General features: G+C 48.6%; 13 protein-coding genes. 7 read left to right on the top strand and 6 right to left on the bottom strand.

What is annotated here, in order from left to right; translation table 11 throughout:
• Window positions 1–170: 170 nt before the first annotated feature.
• Both Pan241w_RS24290 and Pan241w_RS24285 read left to right on the top strand, forming a co-directional pair.
• A complete protein-coding gene (locus Pan241w_RS24290) occupies window positions 171–557 on the top strand; it encodes a potassium channel family protein (RefSeq protein ID WP_145220814.1) in 387 nt (128 codons plus the stop codon).
• Between the two features lie 234 nt (window positions 558–791).
• On the top strand, window positions 792–1,832 hold the full coding sequence (locus Pan241w_RS24285) for a hypothetical protein (protein ID WP_145220812.1): 1,041 nt from the start codon (window positions 792–794) through the stop codon (window positions 1,830–1,832).
• Window positions 1,833–2,131: 299 nt separating this feature from the next.
• Here the strand turns inward: Pan241w_RS24285 and Pan241w_RS24280 are convergent, their stop codons facing one another.
• The 3 genes from Pan241w_RS24280 to Pan241w_RS24270 all read right to left on the bottom strand — a co-directional run bounded on the left by Pan241w_RS24280 (window position 2,132) and on the right by Pan241w_RS24270 (window position 4,848).
• Window positions 2,132–3,190 (bottom strand): hypothetical protein, encoded by a 1,059-nt coding sequence (locus Pan241w_RS24280; protein ID WP_145220810.1) that lies wholly within the window; start codon window positions 3,188–3,190, stop codon window positions 2,132–2,134.
• A 228-nt stretch (window positions 3,191–3,418) separates the two neighbouring features.
• Complete coding sequence (locus Pan241w_RS24275) at window positions 3,419–3,844, bottom strand: hypothetical protein (protein WP_145220808.1); 426 nt, start codon at window positions 3,842–3,844, stop codon at window positions 3,419–3,421.
• 59 nt (window positions 3,845–3,903) lie between these two features.
• Entirely contained in the window at window positions 3,904–4,848 is a 945-nt protein-coding gene (locus tag Pan241w_RS24270) for a DUF1559 domain-containing protein (protein ID WP_315940500.1), read from the bottom strand.
• A 309-nt stretch (window positions 4,849–5,157) separates the two neighbouring features.
• On the opposite strand from Pan241w_RS24270, the gene Pan241w_RS24265 reads away from it, so the two are divergent.
• The 5 genes from Pan241w_RS24265 (at window position 5,158) to Pan241w_RS24245 (ending at window position 8,109) form a co-directional block, all read left to right on the top strand.
• Entirely contained in the window at window positions 5,158–5,487 is a 330-nt protein-coding gene (locus tag Pan241w_RS24265; RefSeq protein WP_145220806.1) for a hypothetical protein, read from the top strand.
• Window positions 5,484–5,750, top strand: coding sequence for a hypothetical protein (locus tag Pan241w_RS24260; protein WP_145220804.1), 267 nt, complete (start codon window positions 5,484–5,486; stop codon window positions 5,748–5,750). The genes Pan241w_RS24265 and Pan241w_RS24260 overlap by 4 nt, the downstream gene beginning before the upstream one ends.
• Window positions 5,751–5,822: 72 nt before the next feature.
• On the top strand, window positions 5,823–7,307 hold the full coding sequence (locus tag Pan241w_RS24255) for a mechanosensitive ion channel family protein (RefSeq protein WP_145220802.1): 1,485 nt from the start codon (window positions 5,823–5,825) through the stop codon (window positions 7,305–7,307).
• 68 nt (window positions 7,308–7,375) lie between these two features.
• Window positions 7,376–7,840, top strand: a complete 465-nt coding sequence (locus Pan241w_RS24250; RefSeq protein ID WP_145220800.1) for a DUF7919 family protein — start codon at window positions 7,376–7,378, stop codon at window positions 7,838–7,840.
• A gap of 62 nt (window positions 7,841–7,902) precedes the next feature.
• Complete coding sequence (locus Pan241w_RS24245) at window positions 7,903–8,109, top strand: hypothetical protein (RefSeq protein WP_145220798.1); 207 nt, start codon at window positions 7,903–7,905, stop codon at window positions 8,107–8,109.
• A gap of 29 nt (window positions 8,110–8,138) precedes the next feature.
• Here Pan241w_RS24245 and Pan241w_RS24240 read toward each other — a convergent pair whose 3' ends face one another.
• The 3 genes from Pan241w_RS24240 to Pan241w_RS24230 form a co-directional block, all read right to left on the bottom strand.
• The gene (locus Pan241w_RS24240) at window positions 8,139–9,050 is read right to left on the bottom strand and encodes a hypothetical protein (protein WP_145220795.1); all 912 of its coding nucleotides are present in this window, start codon (window positions 9,048–9,050) and stop codon (window positions 8,139–8,141) included.
• Between the two features lie 108 nt (window positions 9,051–9,158).
• Window positions 9,159–9,635 carry a hypothetical protein gene (locus Pan241w_RS24235; RefSeq protein ID WP_145220793.1) on the bottom strand — a complete coding sequence of 159 codons (477 nt, stop codon included), beginning with the start codon at window positions 9,633–9,635 and terminating at the stop codon, window positions 9,159–9,161.
• Window positions 9,636–9,764: 129 nt separating this feature from the next.
• Window positions 9,765–11,135 (bottom strand): PQQ-binding-like beta-propeller repeat protein, encoded by a 1,371-nt coding sequence (locus Pan241w_RS24230; protein WP_232107262.1) that lies wholly within the window; start codon window positions 11,133–11,135, stop codon window positions 9,765–9,767.
• Between the last annotated feature and the right edge of the window lie 382 nt (window positions 11,136–11,517).

The raw sequence follows: 11,517 nt of genomic DNA, 5'->3' as shown, positions 1-11,517 counted from the left end.
GCTCTTGCCAGAAGTGGAAAAAACTGAAATCATAGCCGTGAATTTCGATACTGAGTCGAAAAACATCGATCAAGGAACGGCGAGAGTCAATCCGTCGCGCTGCTGATCGCCAGGATGTTCGAATCGTTTTGAGACGATAAAACTCGTCAAATGCATGGAAGTATGAAACAATGTTGAAATCGCCCCGCCACATTCATTCGCCGCGTCTCCGTTTTCTATATCGGATTGCCCTCTTTCTGGGTGGTGCTGTGCTGGTTGACGGCATCGCTCTGATCGCGGGAGCTGTCGGCTTTCATTACCTGGAAGGGCTGGGCTGGATGGATGCTTGTCTGAACGCCTCTCTGGTCGTCACCGGAAACGGTCCCGTCGATCGCCCCGTCACATTCGGCGGCAAACTGTTTGTGACACTCTACGCGATCTTAGGAGTGATCCTGTTCGCCGCCGTGATTGGCGCGTTTTTAACGCCGGTATTCCAACGAGCCCTTTATGGTTTACATCGCCCACGGGGAAACAGCAGAAAGAGCGATTCGGATCAGGCGGCGGGTGACGATTCATAGTGTGATCAGGTGACGGGCGATGTGGATTATAGATACCTGACCTTTCAAATGATTCGGATAGAAAAAGGGGTCAGGACTCTATAATCAAAGAGTCCTGACCCCTTTATAGTACCCTCATAGAGTCACTGCCCCTTTTTATGTCTGCAATTCTGAAATATTTTTGATCCCTCGGCGGCATTTTTCGTTTTCGAAGATATGGTTTTGAAATGCGAAAAATGTGGTGGAAACCAGAGAGTGGTGCTCCGTATTATTCAGTCCGATGTCTGCGAGGTATGCGGCCATATCCCGCTGTCCGGACGTCTAATGCGGCTGTTACTGCAAGTGATTGCCGTGTTTATGTTTGTGGGCTGGTTGATGAGTTTCCGTGAGTCCCTGCTGGCGGGGATATTCGTTTGCGCGACCGCGTTCGCCCTGTTTGCCGTGTCAACAAACAATTTCCGTATTAAAGTGAGAAAGCTGCTGAAAGTGGCACGGAATGTTTCTGCCAAGGCCTCAATGTGGTCGCTCTGTTTTCTCTTTCTGGTACTGCTCATTGTGCCTGTCTGGCTCTGGATGGATGCCAGTTTCCAATCTGCGTATACCTGGGCGCGCATCGATCTGAGGATACCCGACGAGACGGGCCAGGTTTTTCTGAATTTGAACGCAATGGGGGCAAGTTTTTTAGAAGAAGTCGGGAAACCCACGTTTTACCAGCGAACGCACTCCCTCTCGGTCCTTGGACCCCGGATTGGTGTGATGATCTTCATCATGTGTGGCAGTGCCGTCTCTTTGCTGCTGGCAGGAACGCACATCATACTGAAGGGCGCGAGCAGAATGTATCTGCTGGGATTCACATTGGTGGTCTGCGGTTTCGTGGCTGTGATAGATCAACAGGACAATCTACTCTGGTACGCAGCCCGGCAGCGAATCTCCCGTGATCTCCCCCGTTTTGAGAGCGTGCTGGAACCGTTGCTGCAGAAATGGCCCACCAAGTCGGGGACGCTGCCTGGAATCGGGAAATACTTTGCGCATGAACAACGTCCGGGGAAGCTCACCCCCCTTGGAAAGACACAGTATAAAACCCATGAAACATTCGGTGCTGACATAGTGCAACTTCCGGATGGAGGCGTCAGCTTCGCACTGGGGCCGCACTATCTGTTTCTGTTAGAATATCACCCACCGGAGAGTGGGCCGCTGGAGAAAGTTCCCGGCAAATACTGGACTTCGCACCTCATCCGGTCGGAGCGGATTGCGGAGGGCTGGTATCTGACTCAATATGAGTCGGTGCATAACTGACGTGGGGAGGGCAAGTAAAAAGCAGACTAAAAAGGGGACAGGAACCAATACGAAAGAGACCTGCCTCCTCTTAATATCTAAGTTTGAATTGCAATTAGAATCAACTCGACAAGATATTCAATATTGTGAGCGGAGCCAGGTTGCGAGATTTGATTTCGAATTTCTTTTTTTGAAAAAACAGAGCCAAATACAGGCAAGTAACAGGACCACGAAACTGATACCGAAAAGCCAGATGAACCGATGGGGGAAACGGTCGGGTGGGCAGATCGTGTGTCTCTCTCCCGTTTTTCTCTTGCAAGTCACTTATTTTTTTCGTCAAGTTCTTTTAATAAACGCTGTGATTCTGCTTTGTGATAGAGATGCCATTGCGGCCAGATTTGTGTTAGCTCTTGAGTGACCTTTTCCGTGTTCTGTCTGGCAACACTCAGCTCAGGTGGTGGAATACTCAGCCGTTTGTATGTGGAACAAATCAGATGCTGCACATTGATTCGGCTTAAATCCGTCAGCAACTTCGGTAACTCGGCAGGGACCTGTAAGTCTGTTTGTGCAGAATGCAACTCTTCTTGATAGCGATTGCTATGCCGTTCATACATCGTCAGGAGAGTATTTAAATATTCTTCGTTAGTGAGAGTCGAATCGTTTTTTTGATTCTCCAGAATCGAACCTTTGAGGTCTTCCTTAAAAACAAATGATTTCAGCCTCTCATCAGTGAATACGAATTGGGCCCACCAGGCAAGCAACGGTCGAAACTGCTTATCTTCTGCTAATTCCTGGTACACCTTGCCTAGATTGGCTCGATGAAAGGCAATCACCCAGCGCTGTCTCTCTGGGGAATTCTTTGGCTGGAGAATTGTGTTCCATCCGGAGGGCAACTTGCTGAGCTCTTGTTTAAGTTGAGATTCTCTTGTTGACAATTCACCGTTGAGTTTCTTGACAGCTGTTCCAAGAAGTTGATTCTCTTCCAGAATTTTAAGCTGCAATTCACGTTCAATTTTCAGGGCGGATTGCCAATTTTTGTAAGCCTGATCGAACCGCTTTCTTTTCTCTGGCGGAAGATCATCAATCGACTTCGTGGGTGCAGAGTTTCCACTGGGAACCTTGGTCCGAGAATACATCACATATTTGACTTTCCGTGGCAGGGTGAGTGCAGCGCTTCCTGTAGAAACCGGCGAAGTTGTCTTAGAAGTCTCTTTTTTTTCAGGAATGATCTGATTCGGACGAAGACCGTTCTTCCACGGCTGACCCCAACTTTTCGAAAGCGGAGAGAGCAGGAGGACGATGAAACCGAAAATGAAAACAATCGGCAACTTAATGGGGACCGATCGAGTTTGCGAAGTCAATTTGTTGATGCCTGCCATCCCTCCTTGAAACTTTTAAGATTGACCACTGTCAGAAAATGGTGGCTGCTTAAACGTGCTGTTTTGATAGGAGATCATTCATCTGAATGAGATACTGAAGTTTAGTAGTTTTGCAATTTCAGGACAAGATCTAAAAAACTCGCATTCCATTCAGGTGGATGGTTTAGAGGGAAGATGAAAGGGGCTGGATTTTTTATAAGCATGCCCCCTTTATTCTTCTTACATCTCTTACTTCACCAGATCAAAGTTAACCTTATTTTCCTCATTCGGTTTAATCGTGGCTTTCAGTCCGGACTTTTTGACATCATTGTATCGCACGGGAATCAGCGAGATGCTTCCCATCCCGGAGGGATCTTTGGGATCTGGCTTTGTGGCAAAGATCGTGACTTGATTCTCACCCACGGGGGCGCCGTCCCCTTTGGTCGTCGTTGTAACTTCGACAATCTCGCCCCCTTTAATCACCCCCGAAGCAGAGCGGCCCGAAGCGGGATGAAAGGCAATCGTCCCTGCTTCAAGGGGTTTTCCATTCCACATTACCGATCCCTGCACTTGCGCCACTTCGGGTGCGTCGTCAACGCCTCCCCCGCATCCGCAAACCAGAATGCTCGATACCAGTAATACGAAACGCTGCATTTGGTTCAAAAAACCTGTCATATTGCTCCTCTCAATTTCAAACTCGATCTCGTTGTAGACAGTTTGCAGCGACGGATTGCTTAACCACCAAATCCATCGACCGGATTCCCATCGGCCTTGTCTCCCAGATTCCGGTAAAGATTGCCGTCAATGTTTTCGCTTAGAAAATGCACACTGCCGTCGGCCATGGTGAAGAAGGCGCCCCCTTCATGTCGGCTGCGAAACCCGATGCAGACACTGTGATCACCCCGACTCACCGTCCCGGCAATCAATTCTTCGTTTCGGTAATTGATCGGGTGTGCCATCGTGCCCCAGCTCTGATAACCCCAATCCTGCCAGAGACAGAGCGGGCCGACGACTTCACCAATCATGATCGTATTCGTTGTCCCGTCGGTCACCTGACTGATTCTGGCAGAGTAACCACTGCGACTGAACATGCCACGCACATCTCTTACCCTGGGTATACTGCTGAATTGCCCGTAGGCCGCGCCAGACGTTCCCGGAGTAGTCGAAGTATTGTTGGGATGACCGCCGGCTGAGATCGCGTAGTCGGTCTGCCCTCTCTGTTCGCCACTGATATCATCGGCCCCGGTATCGGTATCCTGAATCAACGGATCGGACGGGCATTCAACCACCTTCAGTCGTTCTTTCTTCAGCGCAAGATTGGTGCCATGCATGCCGTCCGTGCTGAAGTTGATCTGATTGTAAAGAGGAGCCTGGTCGACATAAGGCAGAATCCGTACCGTCCAGCTGTGTCGAATTCGCCACGTCTGCGGAGCAGGGGTTCCAGAGTCGGCCGGCCCGCAACAGGTCTGTTGCAGTGGAAATTGTTTGAACGTTTCATGATAATTATGAAAGGCTAACCCAAGCTGTTTCATGTTATTCTTACAGGCACTTTTCCGGGCCGCTTCTCGTGCCTGCTGAACCGCTGGCAGCAAGAGCGCAATCAGGATCGCAATAATGGCAATGACGACGAGTAACTCAATTAATGTAAAACCACGTTTCCGTGTATGCTGCTGCATCATGATCCCGATCCTTTGATGAAATGAAGAAAAACTCAATCGAAACTAAAACCGTCAAGACGGATGAGACATTCGTACACAATGATTCATCGAGAAATTTATTTTGATAGCCAGAATGGAAAACAACGTTTCACACTTAGAATTCAGTGCAAAATGGGACTGGTTATTATGTAAGAGCAGATATGATAAAACATTTGTTTATTAATATACATTAGATTAATTCAAAGTTTACTGATCTGTTAGTGAAATTGTCAAATGTTTTCTGTCTGGAATTAAAAACAGGGATACTTCTACCCGATTGGAACGATTCATGTGGACGATCATGCCCCGACAATCTGTGGGCCCGCTGTGTCTGGGGCAGACCCCCGCCTGGGCGAGATTCAGCTTCTCAACCGCGCGCTGCAGCAGGCAACAAGCGAACTCAATGGAACCAAAAACCTCTTTGAACAGGTCGACGTGGGTCTCGAAAATGCAGAGCTGGGTATTGTGCTGGTAGAAGTCGATGGTGTGATTGATGGCACCCTCGAACCGCTTCAATCACTAAAAGAACTGAGAGCATCACAAGCATTCGCTGTTGGAACAAGAATCGCATTTGAACGATTTGATGATGAAAGCCAGGACTCCAGAGATCCTTTCCAATGAACAACACAGAACTCATTCACAAATTATTCTATTTCGCCTTGATCGAAATGCGAGATGAAGGTCGAATTCACAAAAATAGTGTCGTCTTTCATCTGGCTGATTTATTTCATAATGTGCCCGCAAAATTGCAAAGCGCGGCTAAGGGAGAAATCAGCTATGATGAAATTCTGGAAGACATGATGGATCATGCCAAACGGGGAGGCTATGATTCCTGGATCACAAATACGATCGCCCATTTTGAGAAACAGGAACACCAAAAGTGAAACAGGTCACGTGCGGGAATCACAAGCGGGCTTACTTCATCAATTTCATCCCGATTTGCCAGAGGAAATCGTATGCGCAGAACTGAATCGACTCCAACCACGCATCGTTTCCTTGGGGAGCTCAAGAAACACTCCATTATGAGCGGCTCGTTGGGATGGAGGTCTTGGTACTTTCTCTGTGTTGTCGTTGTCGTCTGTCAACTTTCAATGTCAGTGGCCGCTGCTCAGGATCAGCCCCCGCCAGAAGCGCCACCGGAATCCACCGACACGAAAGCCCCGGAAACCCCGGAGAAGGTTGACGTGAATCCCGTTGCGGCCGACGCCGAAATTGAAACCCGACTGGTTCGGATTCTGGAAGCGACCGGGTGGTTCAAACAGCCTGAAGCGCACGTCGACGAAGGTGTCGTATTCCTCTCTGGTCAGGTGGATACAGAACCGCACAAGGAGTGGGCGGCAAAATTGGCATCCAAAACCCAGGATGTCGTGGCCGTCGTCAATCGCATCGAAGTCCGTCAAAAATCGATGTGGGATCTCTCGGATGCGTTTGGAGAACTCACGGCTCTCGGCTCGAAGATGGTTCAAAACAGTCCGCTGATTGTGGTCGGAATCTTGTTCCTGATAGTGACCTGGTGGGCCACTGGGTGGACAACAAGACTTACGGCCGGTCTGTTTCAAAGACGGATGAAAAGCCTCTTGCTGGGAAACGTCGTTTCGCGGGCGGTCGCCATCCCGGTCTTTCTGCTTGGACTCTATCTCGTCCTGAAGTTTTCGGGTTTAACGCGGCTGGCGATGACGGTTCTGGGAGGGACAGGACTGGTGGCTCTGGTGATCGGATTCGCCTTTCGCGATATCGCCGAAAACTTTCTCGCCAGTATCTTGATCAGTATCCAGAGACCGTTTGTGATGGGTGATCTGATCGAGGTCGCTGGCTACAAGGGGTATCTGCAAAGCGTTAATACCCGCTCAGCCCTGCTGATGACGCTTGAGGGAAACCACGTTCAGATTCCCAATGCCACCATCTACAAAGAAGTCATCACCAACTTTTCGGCCAATCCGAATACCCGCTTCGATTTCCAGATAGGGATCGGTTACGCCGACACCATTTCGAAAGCACAGGCGATCGCCTTGAAGGTTCTCGAGGATCACCCCGCTGTTGTCGCCGATCCGGAATCAATGGTACTGGTAGAATCGCTCGGCGCTTCTACTGTCAATTTAAGGGTTTATTTCTGGGTCAACACGGCCGAATTCAGCACGTTCAAAGTCCGTTCGGCAGTCATTCGTCTCACCAAACTCGCGTTCGATCAGGCAGGAATCTCGATGCCTGATGAGGCACGCGAGATCGTCTTTCCCGAAGGCGTGCCGGTGCAGATGATCTCAGAACACGACCAGATCCCAGAGCCTGTTGTGATACCACAAGAGCAACTGACGCCGTCGAGAGAAGAAGCAGCCTCGGCCAACGAAGCGGAAGGCGATTTGACCAGTGAAGCGAACGAGATTGAACAACAGGCAAAGCAATCCCGCTCACCAGAATCGGGGCAGAATTTATTGGAGGATTGAAAGTAACAGGAGGAAAAGAGGTCAGCGACTCTTAATTATAGACTGCCCCCCTTTGTGAGTAATTGACAATGACATATTTCGAGGATCTTTCTGTTTATAATTATTCGAGCCAGTGGACATATAAGAAAACGTTAAACATTGGTTGGTTAGGCAGAGGATTTGATTATACAATTGGGGAGGTAGAAGAAAAATTTATCGATCGTTTATGGTTATTTTGTTTAACACCTGTCCCTCAAACTAGAGGATTCCACGAGTGCGAACTTTGTAGCAATCCTGCAATTGGTCCACTTGTGTTTGAACATAATTTGCAGAAAAGAAAACTTGGTAGATCTGAAATACGAGTATTTGGCAAACATGGAATTGTGTATGCTGCTCCTAATCTGATTATGCATTATGTATGCGATCATCATTATCAACCACCGATTGAGTTTATTGAAGCAGTTCTCTCATCTGATTTACCATCAACTAAAAAATATGATGACAGAATGAGGGAACTTGGAATACAGGATTGGCCTCCCCCCCTACACGGATAATGCCAGTAATATGATTTAATGATCTGAATGGTTTAAAAGGGTCAGAATAAAGGGCGTTCGGTATGGAAAATATCAATTTAAATCTTGGCGGTGTGATCGGTGCGATTGTTTGCGGCGGTATTGCTGCAGCCATTATTTTTTCAACCGTTGACCTGAAAAACGGCAAGCGACCACAATTTCAGCTCATTACTTTGGGATTGATCGGGGGGGCGTTTGTTGGCAACTATCTCTGGGGACGAATCTTCAAAAAACCAGAAATTGAAGATTAAAAAGGGGGTCACCTGCCCCCTTTTGACTCCTAGTGGTAATGAGCAAAGTAATACGCACGATTTTTGGTCCGGTCATACGCAGCATAAACCCCTCGATCCTCTTTAGACCAACGATAGTACAAACCTTCCGATATCGTGGCAAAATCCGATCCATTCAAATCTGAACTAAGATTGTTAAAACGACGAATTGTGTAGGGTGTCGTGATCGACTGAAGCGAAATATTTGCCGCTTGGGATTCAAGAGATCCAATTCCAGAATCAACCCAATTTATAAATGCAATCTCATCGATTGTGAATTCGCAGGCAATAGTTCCGCGGGGCCCCTGACAGAATGATACGTTGCTGGCACCTGCCGGGAGGAGTTTAAATGGAGCTTTGTTATATGGGATATTTTCAGCATACTGAGGAGCCGTCGATTGTACGAAATAAACGACGAGTATCGTCACACCAGTGAGAGCAATCATTCCAGTAATAAGATCACGAAACATCAAACGATTACTATTGATAGTATGTGATTTTGAGGGAGAGCTACTTTTCAGTTGCCTTGACCAACCTAAATTGAGCCATCCTAAAAATAAAGCAACTACTCCAAAAGTAAGTACAGGAATGAGAAGTGAGACCCAAGGTAAACTTATCTGATTAAATATAAGATTGCCAAGCGTCATTATAAAAGCGCAAAACGCGAATCCGCCTAAAGCGAAAAGTAATTTAGCCGTAGTTAATGCAGCTGATTCTTTTGCATGAAATGTGCCATAATATTGCAGGATTGCCAAGACTAATGGAAGCGGGAGTAGAATAGCGCCGCCGAACACGGAGCATGGATTCCAGGTGGCAAAAAACATCGCAATACATAAAGCGACTAGAATTAAGGATGCGATAAGTACCAATATAGAGCAAACAACTAACGGAATTGATGGTTTTGGTTTGAGAGAGTGATTCAATTCGTACTTTCCAGTGTTTATTGGTATTAACTTGAATCATTATTTAAAACTATAAATAGAATCTAGACTATAAAGGGGCCAGAAAAAATGTCGGGCGATCAAAAGGGGTCAGAACCCGATTCCGCCATTAGGGGCTTTCTCCCCATCGATCAACTGGTTTATCGTGCTGATGATTTTATCTCTAACTATGTAAAATGGCTGTAAATCGGGCTCAATATCAGACCACCATTGGATCTTTTTCGAACGGGGCTGTATACCGACTCGTAAATTAAACCAGGAGCCGTCTTTCCCGGAGTGGGGCGTTCGAGATTTGGGCCAGATCAAGTCACGAACTGCATCGTAAATATCCGCGAGAGCAGCGCGAGTCACCTGGAGCTCCCGATACTCTTCCGATTCTCGGATCTCTTCAAATGTACTCGCCGAAAAGTAACTTAAACTTTGTTTGCGGACAATATAAATGATGTCATCAGCATCACAGTCCCACTTCTGCGCGATCTCATAAATCTGACCCTTGCTGCGGAATCCTGATTGATTCAATAAGATCTGCCAGGGATCCAGTTCATTAAAGCTTTCCAATTCAGACATAATGTAAGATGATCCAGATCTCTTGCCGTTGGACAAAAAAGGGGCAAACTCGAATCCAGCCTGCCAAGTCACACAGCAGGCTCAATAATCGATCACTTTTCGCACGACTGCTCCAACCGACCAACTCATTTACCGACCCGCTGCAATACAATACAGATTGTTGACGGTGCGGATGAAGATGCTGCCGTCGGCGATGGCGGGGGTGCCCCAGGCTTGCTGTTCGAGTTTATTGACGGCTACTACTTTCAGTTCGTCGCCGGCCGCGAGGACGTGGGTGTTGCCGTTGGAGTCCAATGCGAAGAGATGTTTGCCGTCGGTCCAGGGGGAGGCCCAGAACGCGCGGGCGCCCGGGACGCGGCTCTGGTATTCCAGACGCCCCGTTTCGATATCGACACAACGAATGATGCCCCGGCGACGTTCGAAGAAATACAGGTTCCCGTCAAACCAGGTCGGCGACGCCATTTGAATGCCGGAGCCGTCCATCCGCCACTCCACGAACTCCCCCTGCCTGCCGTCGCCCGGCGGAGTAATATCACCCGTGCCACCCGGTTTGACCGAGTAAAGGCGCCCACCACCGTCATCATCGCCCCCCCGGTTGCGCAGTTCGTTTCCGATAATCAGCCGATCGCCAACCGCAACGGGAGTCGCCGACGAACGCCCTTTATTCATATCCAGCGTCCAGAGTAACTTGCCGGTCGCAGGATCATAGGCACGATAGACGGTGCCACCCACGATTAGTTCATTCCGCAACGAATTCTTCCAGATCATCGGGCTGCTGTATTGCGACTTTTCATCGCGGCTGACCTTCCAGATCTCCTTTCCGGTTTTCGTATCCAGGGCGACGAGGAACGATTGCTCCTGGTTGTCAACCTGAATGAACAGCCGATCTTCGAAGAGCACGGGAGAGCTGGACGTGCCCCAGCCGGCCCGCATTTTATACACACCCAGATCTTTCTGCCACAACACGTTCCCTTTCAGATCGAGACAATAAACGCCGTTCATGCCGAAGTACGCGTAGATTCGTTTCCCGTCTGTGACCGGCGTTTCCGTGGCATAGGTGTTGGTGCTATGCCGCGGCAGCGGCGGCTTGCCTTCTTTCACCGTCTTCTTCCAGATCTGCTTACCAGTGGCGGCGTCCAGACAGACGACCTGGTATTGATACTGCACGTTGACCAGATCCTTGCGATCGCGGCCGTAGCCCCCTCTGTTAGATTCGGGCCGCGTGCTGTTTTTCTTTGCTGGATTGGAAGGTACAGCGGTCGTCATATAAACGCGACCATCCCAGACAATCGGCTGAGACCAGCCTTCACCCTCGAGCGGTTTTTTCCAGCGAATATTGGTTTGTTCTCCTTCCGCATCCGACCAGTTGACGGGCAGCGGCGTCGAAGAGACGGCATTGGAATTCGCGCCCCGGAACTGAGGATAGTTGTCGGCCAGGCAGGTGTGCCCCCAGGACAGAACAACGAACAGCACGAAATGTTGATAAGTAAAATGCATCATCTCTTCCTGACATCCATAACACGCTACGATGTTATGAATCATTGAAAACCATACGAGCGGTAATGAACTGACTACTAAATAGTGTAAGGTCTGCCAACGAGAAAGAAATAGCAATTCTGCCTGAGGGAAACAGGAGCCGCAGGTCTGATTCCGGGTAGCGTTTATTTTATCGTTCTGAAAGTGATTCTGAGGACGATAAAATGACCCAGGTAAAAAGTAATCGTGTCCGATGTTGTCCTGTTACCCGTGTTTCAGGAACATTGACAGCAGAAAAGACCAATTAGCCGCAGGGCGTTAGCCCCGGTTATGCGTCTTTGGTATGGACCGTTCGAATTAAGAAACGCTACCTGGCAGAAATGGTCTGGATGTTTCGGCGATCAAA

The sequence above is a fragment of the Gimesia alba genome (genome assembly GCF_007744675.1).
GTDB lineage: Bacteria > Planctomycetota > Planctomycetia > Planctomycetales > Planctomycetaceae > Gimesia > Gimesia alba.
The sequence above is the reverse complement of the archived record's forward strand: the minus strand, read 5'-3'. Positions and strand labels throughout refer to the sequence as shown.

Excerpts from the sequence above, each read along its gene's own strand:
- Pan241w_RS24250 (WP_145220800.1), top strand. The coding sequence starts at position 7,376 with ATGACATATTTCGAGGATCTTTCTGTTTATAATTATTCGAGCCAGTGG.
- Pan241w_RS24235 (WP_145220793.1), bottom strand. The coding sequence starts at position 9,635 with ATGTCTGAATTGGAAAGCTTTAATGAACTGGATCCCTGGCAGATCTTA.
- Pan241w_RS24275 (WP_145220808.1), bottom strand. The coding sequence starts at position 3,844 with ATGACAGGTTTTTTGAACCAAATGCAGCGTTTCGTATTACTGGTATCG.
- Pan241w_RS24260 (WP_145220804.1), top strand. The coding sequence starts at position 5,484 with ATGAACAACACAGAACTCATTCACAAATTATTCTATTTCGCCTTGATC.
- Pan241w_RS24230 (WP_232107262.1), bottom strand. The coding sequence starts at position 11,135 with ATGATGCATTTTACTTATCAACATTTCGTGCTGTTCGTTGTTCTGTCC.
- Pan241w_RS24270 (WP_315940500.1), bottom strand. The coding sequence starts at position 4,848 with ATGATGCAGCAGCATACACGGAAACGTGGTTTTACATTAATTGAGTTA.
- Pan241w_RS24280 (WP_145220810.1), bottom strand. The coding sequence starts at position 3,190 with ATGGCAGGCATCAACAAATTGACTTCGCAAACTCGATCGGTCCCCATT.
- Pan241w_RS24255 (WP_145220802.1), top strand. The coding sequence starts at position 5,823 with ATGCGCAGAACTGAATCGACTCCAACCACGCATCGTTTCCTTGGGGAG.
- Pan241w_RS24290 (WP_145220814.1), top strand. The coding sequence starts at position 171 with ATGTTGAAATCGCCCCGCCACATTCATTCGCCGCGTCTCCGTTTTCTA.
- Pan241w_RS24245 (WP_145220798.1), top strand. The coding sequence starts at position 7,903 with ATGGAAAATATCAATTTAAATCTTGGCGGTGTGATCGGTGCGATTGTT.